Source organism: Paenibacillus sp. V4I3 (assembly GCF_030817215.1).
Lineage (GTDB): Bacteria > Bacillota > Bacilli > Paenibacillales > NBRC-103111 > Paenibacillus_E.
Window position 1 is genome coordinate 3,048,668 of sequence record NZ_JAUSZA010000001.1, and the last position, 23,960, is coordinate 3,072,627.

Sequence of the window (23,960 nt, forward strand, 5' to 3'; positions counted from 1 at the left end):
CTTACAAGATGAGCTTTTATGTTTTAGTCGTCACTATTACGGCCATTAAATATCATGATATATTTCAGAAGTTCAAGAACGGAGATTAAGGCGGCTGCCACATACGTAAGAGCGGCTGCATTTAATACCTTGGCTACCCCGCGTTCTTCTTCATTAGAGATGAAACCTTCGGCGATCATTAAATCCCGGGCTCTTGAGCTGGCGTTAAATTCTACTGGCAGTGTAACTAATTGAAAAGCAACGGCTGCTGCGAAAAAGATAATGCCCAGACCGAGTAGCCATGGGATCTGTTGAAAGAAGAAGCCGGCTAGTATGAGCAAGGGAGCTACACCAGAAGCGAAATTAACAACCGGGAACATGCGATGTCTTGCGACAAGCATCGGATAGTGAACTTGGTGTTGAATGGCATGGCCTACCTCATGACAGGCGACAGCGACAGCTGAGATGGAGCTTTGGTAGTAGACCGGTTCAGATAAACGTACTACTCTGGCTATCGGATCATAGTGATCTGATAGGGTTCCGGGTACAGCTTCAACCGGGACATCATACAGTCCGTTGGCATCAAGCATGCGCCTTGCTGCTTGAGCTCCCGACATTCCTGAGTAAATCGGAACTTTGGACCATTTGTTGAATGTTCCCCGAACTCGAAACGAGGCCCACAACGAAAGTCCGAATGCAATAATAATGAGAAAATCCATGGGATGAAAAAAGAACATTTGACATTCCTCCGTATTTCGTTATGAGAACGGATTTTTACCTAGAAGAACGATTAGCGCTTCAATACAGGCTGCGGTTGGCTGAGTAAGTATACGGGAAAGCTTCTTCATTTGATTTGGTTTCAACTGTTGGATAATGGGTCCCAGCTCTTTAGCTTCTTTCATTAACTGCTCTAGATGAAGTTGGATAGATGTTAGTTTATCTCTCACAGTATCATCTGGGGATACTTTGCTCCATTGTTGTAAATTCGCTTTGATTTCCTCTAAGGTATATTTCTCGTTCTTCATAGATTCAATACGTTTAAGCCGAGTCAAAGTTTCATCACTATAAAGGCGGTAGTTCGTATCTGATCTCTTCTCGGGTTCGATCAAGCTCAACTTGGTGTAGTAATCAATGGTTCGAGAACTAACATCGGCAAGTTTGGCAAGTTCTCCGATTTTATAGAGCTTCTCTTTTCCCATAATAAGTTCACCTCTACTCCAATGTTATGTAGGAATTCTTCTATATAGTAATGATACCTGATTACAAACCGTACAGTCAAACGTAATACTTTTTAAAGCTGACATTGATTTTAGGATAGGAATTGTAACATTTTGCTCGATCTATGAACGAAAACACGAATTATGCCTGTTCGATGTGAGGTTATTTTTCGCTTTTTTCAATTTTTCAAAGAAAATCCTATTGTCAAACCCATTTAACCTGTATATAATGACATTAAGAGTTTCATTACATGTTACTTAATATAACATTAAAAGGAAGTGGTCGTATGGTTAAGAAGTTGTTGTTAGCATTCGGCGTTATGGCATTATTATTCCCTACTCTTGCATTTGCTGCAGATGAAGCGACAGTACCCCAACTTCAAAGTGCAATCGATGCCGTTTGGATTATGTTGGCTGCTATTTTGGTCATCTTCATGCAAGCTGGTTTTGCTTTATTAGAAGCGGGGTCTACTAGAATGAAAAATGCCGGTCACGTAGCCGGTAAAACAATTTTAACTTTCGGTTTATGTGCCATTGCTTTCTGGGCTGTAGGTTTTGGTTTCGCCTTCGGTGACGGAAATGCGTTCTTCGGAACAACAGGCTTCTTCGTTACAGGCTTAGAAGATCAAGCAACAGCGGCATTCGCTTCCCTTTCTTATTCTGATGTGCCAATCGGTATTAAATTCTTGTTCCAACTAGCTTTCGCGGGTGTTTCCTTGGCGATTGCATGGGGCGGATTTGCAGAAAGAGCAAAGCTTCCTGTTTACTTCATCTTCGGAATTTTATTCACTGTCTTGATTTATCCAATTGTTGCTCACTGGGTATGGGGCGGCGGCTGGTTGAGCAAGCTCGGTATGCAAGATTTCGCAGGTTCCACGGTTGTTCATTTACAAGGTGCAACAGCAGCGCTTGTAGCTACCATCTTGTTAAAACCTCGTATTGGCAAATATAATAAAGATAAAACACCAAACTTGATTCCTGGTCACAACCAAGTGTTGTCTGTCCTCGGTGTTATCATTCTTTGGATCGGTTGGTTCGGTTTTAACCCAGGTAGTACACTAAGTGCAATGGGTGATGGGTTCTTTGGTTATATTGCGTTGACAACGAACATGGCTGCTGCGGCAGGTGGGGTTGCGGCTCTAATCATTTCTTGGATGTACTTCGGTAAAGCAGATATTCCTAGTATGTTAAACGGTGTTCTTGCAGCGCTTGTTGCGATTACCGCAGCTTGTGCGTTCGTAGATACTTGGGCTGCCATCGTAATCGGTGCGGTAGCTGGTATTGTTACATTCTTCACAGCACAATGGTTTGAAAGAGCTGGAATCGATGATCCGATCTATGCTTTCTCTGTTCATGGTATTGCAGGTATTTGGGGTACTCTTTCCACTGGTTTATTCGCTACACCTGAGCTTTCAGCGAAGGTTGGTGTTGGTGGTGCAGGATTGTTCTACGGCGGTGGTTTACACCAATTGGGCATTCAAGCACTAGGTTTAGCTGGAGCATTTGTCTTCGTTCTAGTTCTTTCCTTCATTATCTTAGGAATACTGAAAGCTACGATTGGTCTTCGTGTTACAGAAGAAGAAGAAATTATCGGTCTGGATTTGTCTGAACATGGTTCTTACGGATATCCAGAACAAATGAAAAAAGCAGCTCAAAACGGCGCGTCCGTTTAATACCACATACACTTTCTGCTAGAGCAAAGGGGATGCAACATGAATCATCTCTCAATGGAACAGATCCTGGAACGCATCTATCAATCGGAACAGTTCGATGAGATGCGAATAACCAGAGATCAGGTGCATGAGATGTTTCGGGAGCATCTCCTTTTCTCTCATTCACCTGAAATTGGGCGAAAAATAAATCAAATACACGATGCCTTCATTCACAGAACGATAGAACTGGCTGAACATATGTTGGAGGATGAAGGGTTCGGGAAACCGCCTGTTCCTTATGCATTTATATTGCTGGGTAGTGGAGGAAGACGTGAACAAACGCTTTGGAGTGATCAAGATAACGGACTCATTTATGAAGAAAGTGAAGATCACACAGAGGAAGAATTAGATGACTATTTTATCAAACTTGTAGATTGTATCCTTCGTGGTCTTGATATTTTAGGTTATCCGCCTTGTGAAGGCGAGGTGATCTCGAGCAACAAGCAATGGCGTAAGCCGTTATCCTCGTATATTGAAATGATGACAAGATGGTTTATGGAACCGGATTGGGAAAATGTTCGTTATTTGCTCATCCTTGCTGATATGCGCTGTATCTTCGGTTCTAAAGCTTTGGTAGATCGGCTCAAAAGCGAGTTTCTTGCTTATGTTCAGGAGCATCCGAGTATCTTAAAGTATTTGTTATCCAATACACTCCATCACAAAATAACATTGGGCGTATTCGGGCATCTGATTAGGGAGAGATATGGGGAGGATGCAGGAGGGTTTGATATTAAATATGGCGCCTATATTCCAATAGTAAATGGTATTCGACTACTTGCTATTCAAGCAGGGATCATGCACTCATCTACGTTAGAAAGAATTAGATTGCTGCAGGAAAATTCCTTTATTCCTAAGCAATTAGCCGTTGAATGGCAGGCTGCTTTTGGAGTTGCGCTTAAGCTTAGAGATTTGACACCGTATCAGCTTGATAATGAGATGTATACAACAAGAGGTAAACTAAACGCTTATCAGATGACCAAAGAGATAAAGCAAGAATTAAAACATTGCTTACGTACAGGGATCGAGTTACAAAAATATGTTAGAAAATCAATCGTTTCACACATAGAGACAGAAAAAGGTTAGAAATAACAAAATTTATGCTTCATTGGGTAGGGAGAGTGATTCGAGATGAAAGATATGCGTCCGGCTGGGCGAATGTGGCATTTGTACAAAATGGGTGGTCTTACTCCGGCTCTTACGTCCATGTTTGATGTACAGAGTGCTCAACAGATGGCTTTTATTCGTTCCATGTTGAAGGAGCAAAGGAAAGATTCCCTGTTTGAGATACCGCTTCACTCGATGGAAATTGTTGTTTTTGATTTGGAAACGACGGGCTTCTCTCCTTATAACGGTGATGAAATTATTTCATTCGGAGGCGTCTCTGTCATTGGCGGTGAAGTGCAAAGTAATCATACATTCTATAGTACGGTAAATCCAAAGCGTAAAATTCCGGATGAGATTGTGGAGCTAACGGGTATTACGAACGAAATGGCTGCTGACGCGCCTGAATTAATCGGGGTGTTAAGTGACTTCTTGGAGTTTGTTGGGCAAAGAATACTGGTTGCGCATGCAACCGGGCATGATAAAAATTTCTTGAATTCGGCCCTGTGGCGTACGTCCAAAGTGAGCTTATCACATCGTGTTCTCGATATTATGATGATTGCCAAATGGCTAATGCCGAAAAGGAAAAATTTGAGCTTGGACTCTCTGCTTCATGCCTATGATATTCCGGTAACGAATCGTCATCATGCGCTGGAGGATTCCCTCATGACTGCGCAGCTGTGGTCTAGATTCATGGAGGAAATAAAATCAAGAAATGTAGATACCTTAGGTGATTTGTACGCCTTATTAAGCCATCACTGACCTAATGACAAACGCAAGTTTGTGATAAGTGGTCTGGGGGGCTTTTTTTATTTGGAAAAGCTGTAGTTCGGGGTGTTGCGGTTGTTGTAAAGATAAGATCCAATAGGTAGGAATCGAATGCCAGAGGGTTTGTAGATCCTGTTCCGAAGGAACTGGAGGAGCCGTAGGGTGTGAATGGAAAAGGCCGATCACAGGGTTATTGCTGTCCATTAGATAAGGGAGCATTTCCACGGGACTTATTTCAAAACGATTCCGTGGGTTACTTGCGATATTACGTAAAGGAATGAAGGTACTCGCTTGCAGTTCTTCATTCTTGCCAGGGGCTTGTCCACCGAGAATGAAGCCGCATGCTTCTTCAGGGAGTCGTTTCAAACTATGGTTGATAAGATTATTGTAGAGCTCTTCATTTATATGTACCCTCACTCGTACTCCCCCAAAAAAAGATCAATAAGAATGAGGTTAGTATATCATGCTTTTTTGTTCAATTCCCCTTTTGGCTTAATAAAGAAGAACACGAGTGCAAGCATTAGAAGCGCCATTGAAGATACCGTGATGAATATGGTTTTGTGCGATATGTTCATGAGCCATCCGAAAAGTGGTGGGCCGAAAGCTACACCAATGAAACGAAGACTGTTGTACAACGAAGTTATCATGCCGCGCTGGTCACGCTCTACCGAGCCAGTAATCAGTGTATTTAAACAAGGCAGCAGGAGGCCTGTGCCAATACCACTGAGTGTAAGTAAACCGATGAATATGTAGAGATTGACGTTTAGAAAGATGGCTAAAGCTAACGAAACTGTCATCAGCATAAGACCAATGTTCATTAACCAGCGCATGAGTGTGCCGTTTTGTTTGATTAAGGCGCCGGTCGTGTAAGAGGTGATGACCATACCGAGCAAGGGGATAGCAAGAATAAGGCCCTTTCGTATACCTTCAATGCTATAAGGTTCTTCTTCTAGTATTTGTGATAAGTAAAAGAGAACGCCGAACAATATAAAAAGCGTGACGGCGCCAGCGAAAAAAGCTGGAATGAGCCAATGGCCTTTTTTTCGAAGTATATCTTTAATTTGCTTCAAGTATTGCTTAAGAGGCTCAGCTTCCTTCTCTTTGGGTGGTTCCTTAATCAGAAAGATAACAGCGAGCAGCGCCAACACACAGAATATAGGAAAGGCGAAAAACGGGGCAAACCAAATGATTAAGGCTAATAATGAGCCCAATATAGGACTCACAACTTTGCCTGTACCGTTAGATGCCTCGATGAGTCCAAGTGCTTTACTTGCTTCCCCACCCTTGTATAAATCACCAACAAGCGCCATTGCGATAGGGGCCGTACCTGCGGCACCTAAGCCTTGTATCGCTCGTGCAGCTATCATTATGGGATAGGAATTCCAAACGGCTGCAAAGCCTGCTAGAACGCCCGCTGAACCGTAAATGATTAAGGAAGGGATGATGACAGCTTTGCGTGTGAAACGGTCTGATAAATAACCTGATACAGGGATGACGAGTCCGGCTGTGATGGAAAATAGGGTGATGACGAGTGAACTCTGGAAACGGGATATGCCCATTTTTTCCTGCATATCAGGCAAGATAGGAACTAGCATGGAATTGCCTAGAACGAGAACTAAAGGGATCGTTGCAATGGCGACGTATTCCCAGATGTGACCTTTTTTGTTTTTGGACTTGTTTTCGGATTTATTTTCAGATTTGTCTTCAAATATATTTTTAGAAAATTTTTTGCCTTCGGCTGCTTTTGTATTCATTATAATGAGAGTCCTTTCAGAACATGTTGTATGTTTACTTTTCCCATTTAAGTGAAAAGTATTCTTTGGATTTTCATTGATGTTGGAATTTTGGTGAATTTGGAGATAATATAGACAGAGTGGAGGTGGAAATGCTTTGAAAAAAAATGTGCTAGTGATAGCCTTGGTTGTTATATTAGCTGGTTTTGCTATTTATCAAAACGCCCAGCGCCAGAATAAAGAGACGCTTATGCCTACTGAACAAGCGCCAAAAGTGAATTTCTTGGCCCCCTCGTTTACGTTAAAAGGGCTTGATGGGAAAGATTACTCGATTGGTGGGCCGCGTGAGAAGCCTTTGTTCGTTAATTTCTGGGCTTCATGGTGTGGTCCTTGCGAGGAAGAGGCACCAGATTTGGTGAATGTGTATAATAAATATCAAGGGCAGTTTGATTTATATGCGGTCAATGTGACACCTGGTGATAAAATGGAGAACATTACGAAGTTTGTGGAAACCTACAAATACCCATTCCCGGTGTTATTAGATAAGCAAGGAACGAACGCCGATACCTATCGGGTAGTCGCCATTCCAACAAGTTTCTTAATTGATAAAAATGGGGTAATTCGCGAGATCGTTCATGTACTCTCTCCTAGAGATTTGGATAAGAAAATTGCAGGTCTTATAAAAGAATAAAAAAAGCTGCTAGAGACCGCCAATGGCTGGCGTACTCTTCGCAGCTTTTCTTGTATGTCCTATTAGAAAAAACTTACCTCTAAACGCAGTCACTCAACCTTGAGTGGTCTCGATAGAGGTTTACTCATTAATGGTTCACTAAACCTAGGCGCTCTTGTTGATCTTTGTTTACAGGCTCTACGCGTTTTCTTCCGATTAATGCATAGCGCAAACTATCTACGAGTGCATACCAGCTGGCTTCAATGATGTTACTGGACACACCAAGCGTGTTCCAGGTTGTATTGAAGTCAGTCGATTCCATCAGAACGCGAACCTTACCGGCAGTAGCCCCTTTCACATCAAGGACACGTACCTTATAGTCGGAGAGATGAACGTTCTTAATATCAGGGTAATATTGGATCAGCGCTTTACGTAAGGCATTGTCAAGAGCATTAACAGGACCGTTGCCTTCAGCCGCGGTGTAAATCGTTTCGCCATGAACCTTCACTTTAACGATGGCTTCGGAAACGACCGATTGATTCGCGGACTTCTCAACAAGCATCTTGAACGATTCTAATGTGAAAATCTCTTCTAGGCCTTCGAATGCTTCGCGCAGCAAAAGCTCAAGTGTGGCATCTGCTCCTTCGAATTGATAGCCTTGATGCTCGAGATCTTTAATTTTCTCAATAACTTCTTTGGTTTTCTGATGTTCTTTATTAAAGTCTAGATTCAGTTCTTGGGCTTTCACGAGCACATTGCTTTGTCCCGCAAGCTCTGAAACAAGTACACGTTGTTTGTTGCCGACGAGTTCAGGCTTCGTATGCTCATACGTACTAGCATCCTTGAGAATGGCTGAAACGTGAATACCGCCTTTGTGCGCAAATGCCGCATTCCCGACATAAGGCTGATTAACAGGCATATGCATGTTAGCGATCTCGCTAATGTATCTCGAAACAGGCGTTAACGATTTCAGTTGCTCCTCGGAAATAACCGAATAGCCAAGTTTCAACTGAAGGTTAGGGATAATGGAGCTAAGGTTAGCATTACCGCAGCGTTCTCCATAACCATTGATGGTTCCTTGGACTTGTTCTGCTCCTGCTTGTACAGCAGCAAGGCTGTTTGCCACACCCAATTCACAATCATTATGAGCGTGAATGCCTACAGGGGTGGTGACATTCTGTTTAACGGTGGTGACAATAGAAGTAATTTCTCCAGGTAATGAGCCGCCGTTGGTGTCACAAAGGACAATCCAATCAGCTCCAGCGTCCTGTGCTTTTTTGATCGTTTGCAAGGCGTACTCGGGATTATTCTTGTAACCGTCGAAGAAATGCTCGGCATCGTAGATGACTTCAAGACCGCTGCTTTTTAAATAAAGAACGGAGTCAAAGATCATGGCAAGATTTTCTTCAAGTGTGGTTTGAATGGCTGTTGTGACATGGAAGTCCCAGGACTTACCGAAGATGGTTGCTACCTGAGCGCCTGACTCCACGAGTCTGTTCAGATTAATGTCATCCGCAGCAATGGAATCTTTACGCCTTGTGCTGCCGAATGCAGTAATCTTCGCATTTGTAAACTTCATGTCGCGGGCGCGTTCAAAGAATTCAATATCTTTGCTGTTGCTGCCCGGCCATCCGCCTTCAATATAATGAACCCCAAGCTCATCGAGCTTGCGGGCAATTTTAATTTTATCCTCGACGGATAAGCTGATGCCTTCTCCTTGCGTTCCGTCTCGTAGTGTGGTGTCGAAGATTTTGACTGATGTTGGCATAGGTTCCTCCTTCAAAAGCTAGCAAGGTGACTTCGGTGCTTGATGTGTAGGTGCTTGTGCTTGCTTTAAAGCGCTAATGTATAATTAACGATTATACCATAATAGTATGGGTAAAGACATCATAACGCAAAAATACGTTTGCTTGAAAGAATAATTTTTTGTATGCTGAAATTGGCTCTAATAGTTGGTCGTTTATCAATGGGAGGGAATATAAATGGTGACAACTCAGCATCATTATCCCAAGCAAGGTAGAGTCATTTTGCATATAGATATGAATGCATTCTATTGCTCTGTTCATGAGGCTGTTGAGCCTGATTTATATAAAGGAAAGCCTCTGGCTGTTGCTGGTAGTGTTGAGCTTCGTAAAGGGATTATTGTTACTTCATCTTATGCTGCGCGCGCTGTTGGGGTCAAGACAGGCATGCAAGTTAGACAAGCGATGAAGTTGTGTCCAGATTTGATACTAATAAGACCTGATTTCGAATTATATCGCAGTTTCTCAAGACGGTTTATGCAGATTGCTTATAGTTATTCACCTATGGTGGAATCCATGTCAATCGATGAGTGTTTCGTCGATATAACAGGGTCCAAACAATTTGGAACCCCACTTGAGATCGCGAATAACATTCAGCAAAAGATCATGAAGGAACTAAAGCTGCCCTGTTCGATCGGCGTTGCCCCCAATAAACTGCTTGCCAAGATGGGCTCCGATATGAAAAAGCCGAATGGGATATCTGTGCTTCGTCTAAGGGATGTACCCACTGTATTGTGGGACAAACCGTGCAATTATTTATATGGGATTGGCAAAAAGACGGCGGATAAGCTGACTAGACTTGGCATCCATACGCTAGGTCAACTAGCAGTAGGGGACGAGTTGCTGCTAAGTAAACATTTTGGGATCTTAGGTGCACATCTGAAGCGTTCGGCTAATGGGATTGACCAATCACTCGTAAACCCCGAACAAGAACAGAGCAAGTCAATTGGGCATACGACAACGCTGCCGCAGGATTTTACCGATACCAAAGAAATTCACCGAGTATTCTTAAATCTGGCGGATCAAGTCGCTAGAAGACTTCGCAAGCAGGAGCTAATGGCATCCACGATCCAAATCACGATTCGTGATCCGGAGATGAGGACGATTACACGATCCGTAACCTTGCCTACGCCAACCGAGCATATGGACGATATTTATCGAACCTCGTGCCAGTTATATGATCATCAATGGGAGGAAGGCAACCCTGTTCGGCTGCTTGGGATTACACTGCAAAATCTAACGATGAAGGAAGAAACTTTCGTTCAGTTGGATCTATTCGATTATGAAAAGCAACCTAAACGAGAAAGTTTGAACCGCATTATGGACGGACTTCGTGATAAATTCGGAGAAAATGCGATTCTAACTGCGGGGATGATGGGCGATAATCCTGCAACGTTGATTAGAAATCATAAAGCGAGAGGGACTTCCCTGCAAATGGACCATTTGAGGAACAATCCCCTTCATAAAGAAGAGGAGAAGTGACGAAGATGGCACATTGTATTGGATTTGCCGGCTATTCGGACAGCGGAAAAACGACCTTAGTGGCCAAGCTAATCGCAGAAATGAAGCAGCGCGGCTATCGGATAGCCGTAATGAAACATGATGCGCATGGACATTATAAAGAAGCAGCGGGGACGGACTCCACGACTTTTGTAGAGTCAGGTGCAGAAGCGGTTATAACCCTATCACCAGATGGGATTCATGTATTCGAGCAGAAGCGGAATCCAGGCCTAGAAGAACAGTTAAGTGCATATGCACATCTAGACTATGTTTTTATCGAAGGCTTCAAGAAGGAAAAGCATCCAAAGATTGCTGTTTTTTCGTACAATAGAGCAAAGTGAAATTATTCAGATACTTGAGCCTGAGCCCATTGCTATTGCAACGGATATGGACGATTTCAACTTTCATCTAACAGCTTTTCCTTCCTTCGATTTGAACAATATCCCTAGTATAGCTGACTTTATCGAACAATATTTTGAGAGTAATTAATTTTAAGGTTTGAACTTTGTCCGTATTTATATTATATTTTACATTGAGGATAATTTGAGGAGGAGTTAGAAATCATGGCAAAGTATACATTTGTTGATAAAGATACTTGCATCGCTTGTGGCGCTTGCGGAGCTACAGCTCCAGACATCTATGATTACGATGATGAAGGTTTGGCTGAAGTGATTTTTGATGGAGATGGCAACAAAGGGGTAACTGAAATCCCAGAAGATCTGTTTGATGATCTACAGGATGCACAAGATGGCTGCCCAACGGATTCCATTAAAGTTGCGGATACACCTTTTAGCTAATCAGTATAAACATAATTTTGTGAAGAGATTCGCAGAATGTCGAAAGAGCTCAGTTCCTGCAAAGGAATTGAGCTCTTTTTTTGATCCAAATTGTATTTACATGTAACTATTTATTGCCATTTTCTACGTGCCATCTTACAATGAAGCTAGTAAACATGGGGAGGATCTTATGGGTAAGAAGAAATGGATTCAAACTTTAGCGGTAGGACTTGTGTTGATGTTATTTTCGACATATTTCTACACAGTTAACTCCAGCGGCTTGTTTTATTTTGTTGAGGGGCCCCTCCAAGATGTTTTGCGGAAAGCTAAATCTGTGGATGAACGTCAGCCAGAGGATCGCATTAAAATTGTTAAGATTGATGAGAAATCACTTAAAGCAATCGGGAAGTTTCCATGGGATCGAACTACCTATGCGCAATTGATAGAGAAGCTAGAGCAGTCAGGCGCAGCAGCAATTGGTATAGACGTGGTGTTAGCTGAACCTTCGAAAAACCCCGCTGACGATAAAACATTGGCTGATGTTCTGGCCAAGTATCATAATGTCATCCTGCCCGTCCAAATTAACTATCCCTCCAAGCAAGAACAAGCAGGCGATCTTGTGCCTGAGAAAATCGACTATCCCACTCCAACACTAACAACCAGTAGGCAGCAAATGGCACATATTAATGTGTTTGTCGATAAGGACGGTAAGGCTCGGAAGCTGCCAGTTGGGCTGCCGGATGAGAATGGAGCATACATACCTGCGTTCAGTGTTGCGCTTGCCAATCTAGTTCTTGATGATAAGGACAAAGTGAAGCGAGATGAAGCAACTGGACAATGGAAGCGCGGCAATATCGTAATGCCAACGAACGAAAGAAATCAAGTTACGACAGAATTCTTCACACTGCCGAGGCAGAAAGTGGATGCAACAACAGGCTATGAATCACTCTCTTTCATTGATGTTATGAATAGTAAAAATCCCTTACCCTTACAAGGCAGCATTGTTCTGGTAGGGCCGTTCGTAGCGGCCATGCAGGATGAATATCCAACACCGATCAGCTCAGTTAAGATGTTTGGGATCGAAATACATGCGAATATGATTCAAACTTTATTAGAAAGCAAATTTTATAAAGATACAAGTAAGCCTTTTGGCGTAGGTATTATCTTACTTATTTCTTTGCTTGCCATTTTCTTATTTCAAAGATGTAAAGGCAAAACTGCTCTATTTATTTTTCTAGGAATGTTCGTAATGTATGGTGGCGTATGGTTAACCTTCTACATTGCTGGATCAACCTTCGCTCCTCTTGTATACCCGCAATTTGCTTTGGTTACGATCTATATTTGGTCTTTAGTGAGTCATTACCTGGAAGAACGGAAGGAGCGCAACCGCGTAACCGGTATCTTCGGAAGGTTCGTTTCCAAAACGGTTGTAGACGAGCTGCTGCAGTCAGGTGAAGATGTTAAACTTGGCGGCAGCCGTAAAGATATCTCGCTTATTTTCGTAGATATTCGTGGGTTTACCCCTATGTCGGAACGACTAGAGCCAGAGCAAGTTATTCAGGTATTGAATGAGTATCTGGATGTATGTACGAAAGCTATTTTCAAATTTAATGGGACGCTTGACAAATTTATTGGTGATGGTGTCATGGCGATGTTTGGCGCTCCAATTGAATATGACAATCACCCGGAGATGGCTGTGCGAGCAGCTATTGAGATGAAGTCGCAGGCTACTGTTCTTGAGCAGAGATTGATTGAAAAGTACGGTATCGGAGTGAAATTCGGTCTAGGTATTAACAGCGGACCTGCGGTTGTCGGAAACATTGGTTCCGAGGATCTAAGGCTTGATTATACGGCTATCGGAGATACGGTTAACTTGTCAGCTCGATTAGAAGCGAACGCGAAACCAGGTCAAATTCTAATCAGTGAACAGACCTATGCGAGGGTCAAAGAACTTTTTGAGATAGAATCCATCGGTGAAATTAAAGTCAAAGGAAAAGAAAAGCCCGTGGAGGTATATGAAGTTATCGGGAATCTTAATAAATGAATGCTGGGGAGGAATTCAGTGTGGGAGTAACTAAGAAATCATTTGTGGCATTATTCTTAAGTTTTTGTTTAGTATTTAGTTTGGTCTCATCGCTGCTTATAAAACCTGTAGAAGCAAAAACCGTTCGAGTAGCTGTCGTTGCGGCAATATCCGGTGATGTAACGATCAAGAAAGGCGGAGGCTCCAAATCGTACGATGCCTATGAAAGTATGAGTTTAAATCAAGGCGATACGGTTTACACAGGAGCTGGCTCATCTGTCACGCTTAATTTGAGCAATGGGGATGCAGACGTAACATTAGGCGAAAATGCTGAGATTAACGTGTCAGACTTAAATACCTCAGATGGAAATAAGAAATCTAAGCTTAAAGTATGGGCCGGTTCCATGTGGGTCAAGGTGAAATCATTAGCTGGATCAGATGATGAATTTGAAGTTGAGACGCCAACAGCCGTTATGGGTGTTCGTGGAACGCAGTTCTTTGTTAGCGTTGATCCGAAAACAGGCGCAATTAAGATGGCGGTTGGGGCAGGGGAAGTCTCCGCATCGACAGTAAAAAATGGAGCTGACTCCACACAAAAGTCTTTCATTACATACTTATATCCGACACAACAAATTTCTTTGGATTCTAGGGATGAGACGGATAATCTGTCTCTGAAAGTAGATTTCCTTGATTTAGATGATTTCATAAAGGATGCATCACCGGAAATTATTAAAGAGATTATCCTGAACAAAGCCGAAATAGACAAAGAAAATGATGAGTTTATTGCTAAGAAAAAGAAAGAAATCGAAGATGGCAAACTCGTGGATGATAAGACTTCTTTGTCTGTGAAGGATCAGGCTGAATTAGATAAAGTGAAACAAAACTTAGATAACTTAATTGGTAATATTGCCAAGAAGGCTCTCGCAGAAAATAAGGTTGATAAAGAGTCTTTGAATAACATCATTGAACAAGCAAATGCAAAAATCGATAAACAAGAAAAAAAATTAGATTTAAACAATGTTAAAGAATTAGATAAAACGGCAGGTGTCGATGCAGAAAAAGAAAAAATAAAGAAAGAGATGCTTCAAAAACTTGAAGCAGAGAAGCTCAAAAAGCAACTTGAAGAAGCGAAGAAGCAAGAAGAGCTCAAAAAACAGCTGGCCGCTGCGCTTAAAGCTTTGGAAGAACAAAAGATAAAGATTCTTGAAGCCGTGAAAGTAGCGGAGGAAAAGGCTAAAGCAGATGCTGAAGCGAAATTGAAAGAAAGCTACACAGATAATGAGAAGAAGGATTTTGATGATAAGAAGAATGGGACGAATACATCAGTACCGGGATCAGGAGGTAATTCGGGGAATTCAGGGGGTTCTGACCCTGATCCAGTTCTAGTTCCGTCGGTTAGGTTGGCAGCAACTGCGATTCCTGAGAGTTCAAACGGCGAATTTACTTTGGATATCAATTTAAGTAATTTTGTTGGTGTTAATGATATTTACGGCGTAGAAATTCATCTGCTTTATGATGAAAATACCTATTATTACGATAATCCTAATGCACCAATTATTAATGGGAATATCTTTAAACCACAAAATAGTGCAGATCATATAGAGGAATACCATGGTTCCACTGGAAAAGAACTTGTGTACGCAGTAACCAATTTTGGAAGTACTTCAGGGAATATTGCTGTTACAGGTGCTCAGAAGTTAGTGACAATTCCATTGCATGGATTTGGAGAACAAACGATTAGTGTTGATAAAATTGTTGTTGTTCGTAAGAATGGTTCAACAGTACAAAATATTGAAATACCATTAGCTAGTATTCCGCCTGTTACTATAACTACTGAATTCCCTGAACTTCCTGGCGTTGGATATTAACAGATTATTAAAGCAAAAGGAGAAACCAATGAAACCTTTAAAACATATATTCGTTTCATCCCTATTGGCCGCAACCTTTCTGGGAGGTTCATCCGCATGGGCAGCAGGATTGTCGACGGATGCTCTGCTATCCAGCAATGGACAGATCCTTTCAGACGTGTCGACCTTCGCGGGAATCGGCGAATTTGAAGATAAGAGCGGGGATGCGCTAAGTGCGGCATTCCGTGCTCCGGGCAGTGTTGTTCAACTTTCAGATGGCAGTATTCTTGTCGCGGATACACGGAATCATCTCATTCGTAAAATTTCAGGTGGAAAGGTGACCACTTTCGCAGGCCCAGAAGTTGTCGTGACGAAGAATAATCAAGGCTTTCCTACGGGAGGGCTTGTTAATGGGAAATCGTCGGAAGCCTTTTTCAATGAGCCGACAGGATTAGCTCTAGATGCCAAAGGGAATGTGTATGTAGCTGATTCAGAAAATAACGCAATTCGGAAAGTAGATGCGAATGGACAAGTTTCCACGTTGGCTGGAAATGGCGTTCCTGGCAGTAAGGATGGTAAAGGTGCTGAGGCAAACTTTAATCACCCAAGTGATGTTGCGGTAGCTGCAGATGGGACCGTGTATGTCGCGGATTCGCTTAATCATGTTATCCGTAAAATAGCAGTTGACGGCAGTGTTTCTACTTTGAATGCGGCTGCGACTCGAGCTATTCAAATCCGTCCAGGTGAAGCTTCTTTCGCCGGTGAATTTCAAGATGGCAGCTTAGCCACAGCGAAGTTCAATGAACCCGCTGGATTGGTTCTAGATAGCAAAGGCAATTTGTTTGTAAGTGACACAGGCAACCAACGTATACGTTACATCGACCTCCAAGTAGGAACAGTGACTACGGTGGCTGGATCGACACCCGAATTAAGCAATCATACAATCTATGATAAAAATGAGTTATATGCAGGTGGAGACTTTGCAGATGGAGATGCACTCAAAGCAAAGTTCGACTTCCCTAAAGGGCTTGCTGTAACTTCTGAGGGCGGAGTTTTAATCTCAGATAGTCTGAATCATGTGATTCGTTATTTGCTGAATGGAAAAGTTTCGACAATTGCTGGGACGGTCCAAACTGGTGAAGCGGACGGGGTGGAACAAGCAGCTGAATTTTACAATCCGAGCGACGTTCTTGTAACTGCTCAAGGTAATATTGTGGTAGCAGACTCCTCAAATAATAAAATTCGTAAAATAACTCCTTACCAATTGCCTGGAAATCTAGCAAACAATAACCAAGTAAAAGTGGTAAATGGTGATAAAGTGATTTCATTCGATGCAGAGCCTGAGATTCAGGGTGGACGTACAATGGTTCCAGTTCGTGCCATAAGTGAAGCATTTGGCTATGAAGTCAAATATGTCGAGCAAGCTGGGAAATCAGTCGTTCAGCTTATCAAAGGTGATGTTACGGTTGAGCTAACGATTGGTGAAACAGGCGTTGTGCGTAAACAAATGGGCCAATCAGATATCAAACAAGTGACGGATGTTTCTCCTTATGTGAAACAAGACCGTACGTATGTGCCCGTGCGTTTCTTCGCAGAGCAAATCGGCTTGGATGTACAGTGGGATGCGGCACGCCAAACAGCGATTTTACGCACGAAATCATATGTGAAATAAGCAATCTTCAAGACGAGCTTGGCAGGGGGAAACCCTTGTCCAGGCTCTTTTTTTTCATGGCTTCATCTCTAGGTAATTTTTGCCGATAAATGAAGGAGAGTTACTAAGTAGTCGATAGGAGGTTTCTAGATTGAAGGACAAGAATCGCAATGATCAGTTGGAACGATTTTTCCAACATAATCCGATCGAAGATCCTCTTTATCTCAAAAAATATGTGAAAGAACATCCTGATCATAAAATGGCTTGGTACTTATTAGGCAGAGAATACGCAGCGCAAGGAAAAGAAGGTAAAGCAGCGTATTGTTTCGCACAGTCTGGAGAGATCTATGAGGCTTTCGAACACCAGAAAATAACGATAGAGGGTGCTTTACCTTCTTCACCTTCTTCACCTTCTTCAGCCTTACATAAAGGAACCACCGTGACATCTGTTAAGAGTAAGTCCAGCGGTAAAGGGAAATGGATGCCGTTAATGGTCATTCTACTCCTGCTAGCTGTTCCGGCTGCCATGGATTTAGCGAAGAATGATGCGGGGGACATACCGAATGAGACTGTTGTTACAGCTCCAGCGGCAGCGAATTCACCTGCACCTCCTAAGCAGGAAGTGTCTTCTGGATTAAAGCTCTATTTCTCTAATGGGGATTGGGGTAAGAAGCTTCAGCAAGTACTGTCATCTTCAGGATCAGGAGCCGGGGAATCTGTGATCATGGAAGCTCCCCGGAGTTCAGACGGTAAATGGAGCGAGTGGAACAAGTCGGTGAAGCCATTGATCAGCGTGGAGAGTAAAGGGGGAGGTGGGGGTTCAGCAGCATTAAAGTATTTCCAGTCTCAGACTTGTTCCTGCGAGGTCGCAGATAGCTCCGCGCTTGTTCCCGTCATTGCTAATTGGATGCATGAGCGTGAGCAAGCTATTGTCTTACAAAGCGCAATCCAGGCCTACCAAAAAAAGACGGGAACGCTGCCAGAGAAACCTGAACAGCTTACGAAACCCTACCCGAATAATCTCTTGCCAGGACTCACTTCTGAGATGCAGGAGGCGTTCCCTCAAGCTGTAAGTAAGGTTAATGAAAGTGCAAAAGCGGGGAAAGCGCAGGATCCGATACAAACGGCGGATAAAACCGAGCAGCCGAAACAAGAGCTCAGAGAACAGGCAGCGCCATCTAGTTCGCAACCGAAAGCTTCCGCAGAACCACTGCTGGAACCGCTTAGGATTGTTATTGATACCGATAAGCATCGTTTGGCTCTCGTTAGTGGAGATTTCATCATTCGAAGTTATCCAGTTGGCTTAGGAGGCGAGAAGACGCCGCAGGGGGAGTTTTTCATTAGTGAAAAGGTGCGCAATCCGAATGGCAAATCGAATGGAGAGTTTGGCAGTCGGGGAATGACTTTGTCGGATACACTTTATGCGATTCATGGTACGAATAAGCCTTCGAGCATCGGGAAAGATGAATCACATGGCTGTGTTCGCATGCTTCAAGATGACGTTGAAGAGCTCTATAACATGGTAGCTCATGAAACGAAAGTGACGATTGGCAAAGGGTTATTACCTCCTTCTTCAAATCCGGATGGTGGAAATGGCGGCGGAAGCCCGGGACTCGGAGCCGGGGGAGGGAAGCCAGATCAATCCTTTGGCCTCCCATTGCAGACCAATGACAGCAATCCAAGTAAGACATATAAATGGCTTGATTAACCCATTGGAACATAACAAAAACCGTCTGAATGTGCTTCGGACGGTTTTTGTCGTGATGTACTAGCGTTCCCAAGGTTTTCTCTTGACAACCATGTAGAAAGCGATTACAATTCAAAATGTGATGATTTCAATCACTTCTTTCCTAATCATTTGTCCAAAATGATCAATAACGTCATAGTAATGATGACAACAAGCAAAATGGATCCTGTCCAAATGATCGCTTTCTTATTGACTTCTTCTTTGGCTCTACGATTGGACATGATCGGTTTACGTTTGGACATAGAGATCACCTTTTTCTTGGGGATTAAAAGAATATGGTTCTATCATAGCATAAGTAGGGTCGTTCATAGAATATGAATGTTTAAATGAATTTTAAAATCAAGCATTGACGGCCATGTCATTTTATTGTAAGATTTAATCACACGAAACACCAATAATAATTGAATATGTCAGTTTTAATAACATGTTACCGTAAGGGCATTAGTTATTGAAGAATGTAAGTCTTCTTCTATAACTATGCCCTTTTTATTTTTGCCAAAATGATGAATCCTGAAGGGGGTTGGTAGCGCAAACTACAAAAAAAGTTAAATTTTGGAAAACGCTATTTCATAAATAACCATCAGACTTATTAAAAAAGGGAGAAGATGAACACATGAATATGAAAAAATGGTCAACAATGGGCTTGGCTGCGTCCATGGTACTTGTAGCAGCAGGCTGTGGTAAATCTACACCAGTTGAAACAACAAAACCAGCTGCATCGGCGGCGCCGACTACAGCTGCTACAGCGGCTCCAACAGCTGCTGGTCCCAAGAAATTAACCGGTGATTTTGAAATCCAGTACTTTGTTGGCGGTTATGGCGACAAATGGTGGAAAAAAGTTATTGCTGATTTCCAAGCAGCAAACCCTGATCTGAAAATTAAAGAAAGTGCGGGACCGAAAATCAACGAACAAATGAAACCCCGTTGGATCGCTGGTACTCCACCTGATTTCGTATACATCGACGGACCTGAATTATTCGATCGTCAAATGGTTACAGACGGGCAGCTTGAAGATTTGACTGAGTGGATCAAAGATGCTAAAAACGTTGACGGCGAGAAAATCATTGATTTACTTGCTCAAAAACCTCAAGAGTTTGATGGCAAAATCTACAATGTTCCTTTCGTAATGAGTTCATGGGGTATTTTCTACGATAAAGCATTGTTCAAAGATAAAGGTTGGGCAGAGCCAAAAGATTTCGAAGAGTTCTTAGCGGTAAGTGAGAAAATTAAAGGTGCTGGAATTAATCCATTCATCCACACGGGTAAATATCCATACTACATCAACGGTGGCGTATTGCTTCCAGCTATCGTATCTGCCAACAATAATGACTACAAGTTACTGCAAGATATGTCTACAAATAATCTAGAAGCTTGGAAAAACCCAGCTATCATTAAAGGTCTTAATAAAATTGTTCAGCTTCGTGACAAAGGTTACATCGACAAAGCATCCGTACAAATCAACCACACGGATTCCCAATCCTTGTTCCTGCAGCACAAAGATGCTTTTATCCCGAACGGTCTATGGCTGCCAAACGAAATGGCCAAAGACGTTCCAGCGTCCTTTGATTTCGGATTCATTCCTTCCATCACACAAGATAAAGGTGGAAAAGTTGTAGCTAATACGTCCACTTCTACTTTTGCAATTGCGAAAAAAGCGAAAAACAAAGACGCAGCAAAAGCGTTTATGCAATTCGTATTCTCTAAAACACAAGCTTCCCAGTGGGCTGAGTTGAGTGGTGCTCCTTCTAACGTAAAAGGTGATATCTCCTCCTCGAAAGCACCTAACTTTGTTAAAGATGCGGCGAAATTCTTGTCATCTCCTGAAACAGTTGTAGTGCCAACAGTCTCCTTCGCAGCTGACGTTGACAAAGCGATGCAGGATGCAACAGTGGCATTGACGATTAGTAAAATTACTCCTGAAGAGTGGGTAAAACGTGTATCTGATGTCGTAGCGAAACAAAAGAAATAGGAATTGAATGAAGCAGTGCGGAGAACTAAGGAGGCATTAGCCTTAGGAGTTCTCCGCCATTTTAATGATAGGACGGTGAGGATAGAATGAAGACCAACTCGAAGATGTGGAAACGGAATTTGTTCATCGCTTCATTCATCATTCCGACTTTTCTTTTCTTCTGTGTGTTTACGATCTACCCTGTTATACAGGCTTTGCAGAAGTCATTCTATGATTGGTCAGGAATGTCAGAGAATAGCACGTATATTGGGTTTGATAATTTCGTCGAAATATTTAAGGATCCCATTGTACTTAGAGCCATTGGGAATGATTATTTTTTAGTCGTAGGTAAAGTCATTGGCATTATGATTCTGGCGACGTTCTTCGCTGTTGCTTTAACTCGTTTCAAGCTGAGAGGCTCTGGCTTCTTCCGTGCCATATTCTTTATCCCGAATGTGATCTCCGTTGTTGTTATTGGTGTGCTCTGGAACTTCATCTACAATCCACAAATTGGATTCCTGAATGCGTTCTTGTCACTATTCACAGGAAATAAAGTCGATATTACTTGGTTAGGATTTCCACAGCATACGATCTGGATGCTATTACCCCCAACGATTTGGGCAGGTATCGGCTTCTATATGATCTTGATGATTGCTGCAATCGTGAATATTCCTGCTTCCTACTATGAAGCAGCTAATATAGACGGAGCTGGTCAATGGTCGCAATTCCGCCACATTACCATGCCGCTCATCTGGGAGCAAATTAAGGTTTCCATTGTTAACATTGTCATTACGACACTCAATGGATCATTCGTCATTGTTCAATTAATGACAAACGGCGGACAGCCTGATAATACGACCCAAGTTATGGGATCTTATCTGTATCGGATGGCTTTTCAACAATATCATTTCGGTTATGGAGCAGCCATCGGTGTCATGATCCTAATCGTTTCACTGATTACTACCCTTGTCCTGCAGCGTATCATGCGCCAAGAAACAATCGAAATGCATTAGAGTCATCCTAGAATAAGATATTGAAGGAGGGGGAACCATCGTATGATCATCAAAAACCCGTTAGCCAAAATGTTTGTCTGGATCATTCTTCTTATTTGGAGCGTCGCCGTCTTGTATCCATTGATCTGGACACTGCTTGATGCGCTCAAAAATAATGAGCAATTTTTCTTAAATGCCCCGTGGGCATTGCCTAAATTCCCGCTGCTTTGGTCAAACTTCTCCTATGTTTGGAGCAAATATAATTTTAGCACCTATTTCATGAACTCCATTGTTGTTACGGTTGGAAGTACCCTTCTGGGTATGATACTTGCTGCAATGACAGCTTATATCCTGGCTAGGTATGATTTTAAAGGGAACAAAATCCTTTTTACGATCTATATCTCGTCCATGATGATACCGTTCGCGCTAGCACTGATTCCATTGTTCTTCTTATTGAATGATTTGCACTTAATCAATACGTGGTTAGGATTAATTCTGGTCTATGCGGCGCTTAATCTTCCTTTTGGAATTTTCTTGCTTGTAGGGTTCTACAAATCGCTGCCAAAGGAAATTGAAGAAGCGGCAATTATTGACGGGACCTCCCATTACGGTACGTTCTTCCGGGTTATGCTGCCTTTATCCCAACCGGGTCTAATCACGGTGATGATTACAAACATGCTGAACAACTGGAACGAGTACTTCCTGGGGGTTGTTTTGACCAATGAACCAACCAAGTACACGCTTCCCATCGGTCTTGCTGTTATGCAGGCAGAGATGCAGTATCGAGTTGAGTGGGGACCGTTGTTCGCAGGCCTGCTAATAACGACACTTCCAACGTTGATTGTGTATATGATCTTTCAACGTCAAATCGCTAGTGGAATTACTGCAGGTGCCGTGAAATAACTGTATAATTGGTTGCATAGAAAAAACACCTTATCCTAGAGGATTTTATCCTTTCGGGAGGGTGTTCTTTCTACTATAATTGGGATAGGCAAGAGCAAACAAGAAACGGCCAAACTTGTAGGCTTTTATAGGGGAACATGACATGAGAGCTATGTATATATTGCAGAAAATAGGACGTTCATTGATGATTCCGATTGCTGTGCTGCCGGCGGCATCCATTCTTTTACGTATTGGAAAAATGACGTTTAGTGATCCATTTCTTATGCAGGTGGCTCAGATTTTTGAGTTAGGCGGAAGTGCGATTTTTGATAATTTGCCATTCATATTTGCAATTGGTATAGCCATTGGACTAACGTCCGGAGACGGGATAGCGGCGCTTGCTGCTGCAGTTGGATATTTGGTGTTCGATAATGTCTTGAAGCATTTTCAAGTGGGGACTGACTCCGCGGAACGGCTGGATATGGGTGTTCTAGGCGGTATGCTCGTTGGCATGCTATCTGCCACGTTCTTTAACAGGTTCCAACATACCCAGCTGCCCAAGGCGCTCGGATTTTTCGGTGGTAAGCGATTCGTTCCGTTAGTTACATCTCTGGTCATGGTTTTCCTAGGGGTATTAATGGGTTTCATCTGGCCTCCCGTTCAAAGGGGCATAAGTGTTATCGGGTTATGGATCGTTGATAATGGGAACATTGGCGTATTTATCTACGGAATGATGAACCGGCTTCTGATCCCAACGGGTTTGCATCATATTATTAATAATATAGCTTGGTTTCAAATCGGAGATTATATCACACCAACCGGTAAAATGCTTCATGGCGATATCTCACGATTTTTTGCTGGAGATCCAGAAGCGGGACTATTCATGACAGGTTTTTATCCCGTGATTATGTTTGGGCTTCCTGCTGCAGCCTTAGCTTTAATTAGAAGCTCATCTTCGAACCGTCAGTTTGTTGTTCCAGTGATGCTTAGTGCTGCATTAACCAGTTTCCTTACAGGCATAACAGAGCCAATAGAGTTTGCTTTTATGTTCTTAGCACCAGGTTTATATCTGATACATGCCGTCTTAACTGGCTTTTCCATGGTGATAATGAATATGCTCCAGGTGAAAATGGGATTTGGTTTCTCAGCCGGATTTATTGATTTCGTTCTTAGCTGGCATCAATCTACGAATCCTTATTTGATTGTCCTAGTTGGGATAGGGTACTTCTTCCTATATTATGTCGTATTTCGGACCTATCTTCATTTCTTTCCATTCAAAGTGCCCGCTCAGGACGAAGCTGCTCAGCTTGAAACAGAAGATGCCTTGGAGGTTATCGAAGAAACGAAAGAAGACCGTCCAACCAGCATCCTAAGGCATATTGGCGGACCTTCTAACATTATCTCGATCGATGCTTGCATTACACGACTACGCCTCTTGGTGAGTGAAGAAAATTTAGTTATGGACAGCGAGCTTAAAAACCTTGGCGCTATTGGGGTTATCAGACTTGGTAAAGGAAATGTACACGTTGTTTTTGGTACAGAATCAGAACAAATTCGAGAAAGTATTAAACCCTTGCTTCACCTGCAAAAAGACAAATCAGGACAAGCCTAA

General features: G+C 42.6%; 21 protein-coding genes. 15 read left to right on the plus strand and 6 right to left on the minus strand.

Annotated elements, in window-relative coordinates; genetic code table 11:
• Positions 1-23 precede the first annotated feature (23 nt).
• Together QFZ77_RS14060 and QFZ77_RS14065 are read right to left on the minus strand one after the other, a co-directional pair.
• Positions 24-716, minus strand: coding sequence for a zinc metallopeptidase (locus QFZ77_RS14060; RefSeq protein WP_307440477.1), 693 nt, complete (start codon positions 714-716; stop codon positions 24-26).
• A gap of 21 nt (positions 717-737) precedes the next feature.
• A complete protein-coding gene (locus QFZ77_RS14065; RefSeq protein WP_307440479.1) occupies positions 738-1,178 on the minus strand; it encodes a MerR family transcriptional regulator in 441 nt (146 codons plus the stop codon).
• 305 nt (positions 1,179-1,483) lie between these two features.
• Here QFZ77_RS14065 and QFZ77_RS14070 point away from each other — a divergent pair, with 305 nt between their 5' ends.
• The 3 genes from QFZ77_RS14070 to QFZ77_RS14080 are packed head-to-tail and all read left to right on the plus strand — an operon-like array spanning position 1,484 to position 4,771.
• Positions 1,484-2,869 carry an ammonium transporter gene (locus QFZ77_RS14070; RefSeq protein ID WP_307440481.1) on the plus strand — a complete coding sequence of 462 codons (1,386 nt, stop codon included), beginning with the start codon at positions 1,484-1,486 and terminating at the stop codon, positions 2,867-2,869.
• 39 nt (positions 2,870-2,908) lie between these two features.
• The gene (locus tag QFZ77_RS14075; protein ID WP_307440483.1) at positions 2,909-3,991 is read left to right on the plus strand and encodes a DUF294 nucleotidyltransferase-like domain-containing protein; all 1,083 of its coding nucleotides are present in this window, start codon (positions 2,909-2,911) and stop codon (positions 3,989-3,991) included.
• A gap of 45 nt (positions 3,992-4,036) precedes the next feature.
• Positions 4,037-4,771, plus strand: coding sequence for an exonuclease domain-containing protein (locus tag QFZ77_RS14080; protein ID WP_307440485.1), 735 nt, complete (start codon positions 4,037-4,039; stop codon positions 4,769-4,771).
• Here QFZ77_RS14080 and QFZ77_RS14085 read toward each other — a convergent pair.
• Together QFZ77_RS14085 and QFZ77_RS14090 are read right to left on the minus strand one after the other, a co-directional pair.
• A complete protein-coding gene (locus QFZ77_RS14085) occupies positions 4,757-5,194 on the minus strand; it encodes a M67 family metallopeptidase (protein ID WP_307440487.1) in 438 nt (145 codons plus the stop codon). The two genes, QFZ77_RS14080 and QFZ77_RS14085, sit on opposite strands and share 15 nt — an antisense overlap.
• A gap of 44 nt (positions 5,195-5,238) precedes the next feature.
• A complete protein-coding gene (locus QFZ77_RS14090; protein WP_307440489.1) occupies positions 5,239-6,531 on the minus strand; it encodes an MFS transporter in 1,293 nt (430 codons plus the stop codon).
• 136 nt (positions 6,532-6,667) lie between these two features.
• Here QFZ77_RS14090 and QFZ77_RS14095 point away from each other — a divergent pair, with 136 nt between their 5' ends.
• Entirely contained in the window at positions 6,668-7,201 is a 534-nt protein-coding gene (locus QFZ77_RS14095) for a TlpA family protein disulfide reductase (protein ID WP_307440491.1), read from the plus strand.
• Positions 7,202-7,328: 127 nt separating this feature from the next.
• Here the strand turns inward: QFZ77_RS14095 and cimA are convergent, their stop codons facing one another.
• A complete protein-coding gene (cimA, locus tag QFZ77_RS14100; RefSeq protein WP_307440493.1) occupies positions 7,329-8,948 on the minus strand; it encodes a citramalate synthase in 1,620 nt (539 codons plus the stop codon).
• Positions 8,949-9,162: 214 nt separating this feature from the next.
• Between cimA and QFZ77_RS14105 the strand changes: the two genes are divergently transcribed.
• From QFZ77_RS14105 to QFZ77_RS14135, 7 genes are all read left to right on the plus strand, one after another.
• A complete protein-coding gene (locus QFZ77_RS14105) occupies positions 9,163-10,464 on the plus strand; it encodes a DNA polymerase IV (protein ID WP_307440496.1) in 1,302 nt (433 codons plus the stop codon).
• Positions 10,465-10,469: 5 nt separating this feature from the next.
• Positions 10,470-10,823, plus strand: coding sequence for a molybdopterin-guanine dinucleotide biosynthesis protein B (mobB, locus tag QFZ77_RS14110; RefSeq protein ID WP_307440499.1), 354 nt, complete (start codon positions 10,470-10,472; stop codon positions 10,821-10,823).
• A gap of 222 nt (positions 10,824-11,045) precedes the next feature.
• Positions 11,046-11,279 carry a ferredoxin gene (locus QFZ77_RS14115; protein ID WP_047686106.1) on the plus strand — a complete coding sequence of 78 codons (234 nt, stop codon included), beginning with the start codon at positions 11,046-11,048 and terminating at the stop codon, positions 11,277-11,279.
• Positions 11,280-11,448: 169 nt separating this feature from the next.
• On the plus strand, positions 11,449-13,302 hold the full coding sequence (locus QFZ77_RS14120; protein WP_307440502.1) for an adenylate/guanylate cyclase domain-containing protein: 1,854 nt from the start codon (positions 11,449-11,451) through the stop codon (positions 13,300-13,302).
• A 20-nt stretch (positions 13,303-13,322) separates the two neighbouring features.
• Positions 13,323-15,149, plus strand: coding sequence for a FecR family protein (locus QFZ77_RS14125; protein ID WP_307440504.1), 1,827 nt, complete (start codon positions 13,323-13,325; stop codon positions 15,147-15,149).
• Between the two features lie 28 nt (positions 15,150-15,177).
• Positions 15,178-16,800, plus strand: coding sequence for a stalk domain-containing protein (locus QFZ77_RS14130; RefSeq protein ID WP_307440506.1), 1,623 nt, complete (start codon positions 15,178-15,180; stop codon positions 16,798-16,800).
• 130 nt (positions 16,801-16,930) lie between these two features.
• Positions 16,931-18,487, plus strand: a complete 1,557-nt coding sequence (locus tag QFZ77_RS14135) for a L,D-transpeptidase family protein (RefSeq protein WP_307440508.1) — start codon at positions 16,931-16,933, stop codon at positions 18,485-18,487.
• Positions 18,488-18,633: 146 nt separating this feature from the next.
• Here QFZ77_RS14135 and QFZ77_RS14140 read toward each other — a convergent pair whose 3' ends face one another.
• Entirely contained in the window at positions 18,634-18,768 is a 135-nt protein-coding gene (locus tag QFZ77_RS14140; protein WP_281366891.1) for a hypothetical protein, read from the minus strand.
• 371 nt (positions 18,769-19,139) lie between these two features.
• Here QFZ77_RS14140 and QFZ77_RS14145 point away from each other — a divergent pair, with 371 nt between their 5' ends.
• From QFZ77_RS14145 to QFZ77_RS14160, 4 genes are all read left to right on the plus strand, one after another.
• Positions 19,140-20,495, plus strand: coding sequence for an ABC transporter substrate-binding protein (locus tag QFZ77_RS14145; protein WP_307440512.1), 1,356 nt, complete (start codon positions 19,140-19,142; stop codon positions 20,493-20,495).
• 86 nt (positions 20,496-20,581) lie between these two features.
• Positions 20,582-21,487 (plus strand): carbohydrate ABC transporter permease, encoded by a 906-nt coding sequence (locus QFZ77_RS14150; protein ID WP_307440514.1) that lies wholly within the window; start codon positions 20,582-20,584, stop codon positions 21,485-21,487.
• Between the two features lie 42 nt (positions 21,488-21,529).
• Positions 21,530-22,369, plus strand: a complete 840-nt coding sequence (locus QFZ77_RS14155; RefSeq protein ID WP_307440517.1) for a carbohydrate ABC transporter permease — start codon at positions 21,530-21,532, stop codon at positions 22,367-22,369.
• Positions 22,370-22,511: 142 nt separating this feature from the next.
• Positions 22,512-23,960: a PTS transporter subunit EIIC gene (locus tag QFZ77_RS14160; protein ID WP_307440520.1), complete on the plus strand. Its 1,449-nt coding sequence runs from the start codon at positions 22,512-22,514 to the stop codon at positions 23,958-23,960.

Bases quoted from the DNA above. Each gene is read 5' to 3' on its own strand.
- QFZ77_RS14060 (WP_307440477.1), bottom strand. From the start codon at position 716: ATGTTCTTTTTTCATCCCATGGATTTTCTCATTATTATTGCATTCGGA.
- QFZ77_RS14065 (WP_307440479.1), bottom strand. From the start codon at position 1,178: ATGGGAAAAGAGAAGCTCTATAAAATCGGAGAACTTGCCAAACTTGCC.
- QFZ77_RS14070 (WP_307440481.1), top strand. From the start codon at position 1,484: ATGGTTAAGAAGTTGTTGTTAGCATTCGGCGTTATGGCATTATTATTC.
- QFZ77_RS14075 (WP_307440483.1), top strand. From the start codon at position 2,909: ATGAATCATCTCTCAATGGAACAGATCCTGGAACGCATCTATCAATCG.
- QFZ77_RS14080 (WP_307440485.1), top strand. From the start codon at position 4,037: ATGAAAGATATGCGTCCGGCTGGGCGAATGTGGCATTTGTACAAAATG.
- QFZ77_RS14090 (WP_307440489.1), bottom strand. From the start codon at position 6,531: ATGAATACAAAAGCAGCCGAAGGCAAAAAATTTTCTAAAAATATATTT.
- cimA (WP_307440493.1), bottom strand. From the start codon at position 8,948: ATGCCAACATCAGTCAAAATCTTCGACACCACACTACGAGACGGAACG.
- QFZ77_RS14105 (WP_307440496.1), top strand. From the start codon at position 9,163: ATGGTGACAACTCAGCATCATTATCCCAAGCAAGGTAGAGTCATTTTG.
- mobB (WP_307440499.1), top strand. From the start codon at position 10,470: ATGGCACATTGTATTGGATTTGCCGGCTATTCGGACAGCGGAAAAACG.
- QFZ77_RS14115 (WP_047686106.1), top strand. From the start codon at position 11,046: ATGGCAAAGTATACATTTGTTGATAAAGATACTTGCATCGCTTGTGGC.
- QFZ77_RS14120 (WP_307440502.1), top strand. From the start codon at position 11,449: ATGGGTAAGAAGAAATGGATTCAAACTTTAGCGGTAGGACTTGTGTTG.
- QFZ77_RS14130 (WP_307440506.1), top strand. From the start codon at position 15,178: ATGAAACCTTTAAAACATATATTCGTTTCATCCCTATTGGCCGCAACC.
- QFZ77_RS14140 (WP_281366891.1), bottom strand. From the start codon at position 18,768: ATGTCCAAACGTAAACCGATCATGTCCAATCGTAGAGCCAAAGAAGAA.
- QFZ77_RS14145 (WP_307440512.1), top strand. From the start codon at position 19,140: ATGAATATGAAAAAATGGTCAACAATGGGCTTGGCTGCGTCCATGGTA.
- QFZ77_RS14150 (WP_307440514.1), top strand. From the start codon at position 20,582: ATGAAGACCAACTCGAAGATGTGGAAACGGAATTTGTTCATCGCTTCA.
- QFZ77_RS14155 (WP_307440517.1), top strand. From the start codon at position 21,530: ATGATCATCAAAAACCCGTTAGCCAAAATGTTTGTCTGGATCATTCTT.
- QFZ77_RS14160 (WP_307440520.1), top strand. From the start codon at position 22,512: ATGAGAGCTATGTATATATTGCAGAAAATAGGACGTTCATTGATGATT.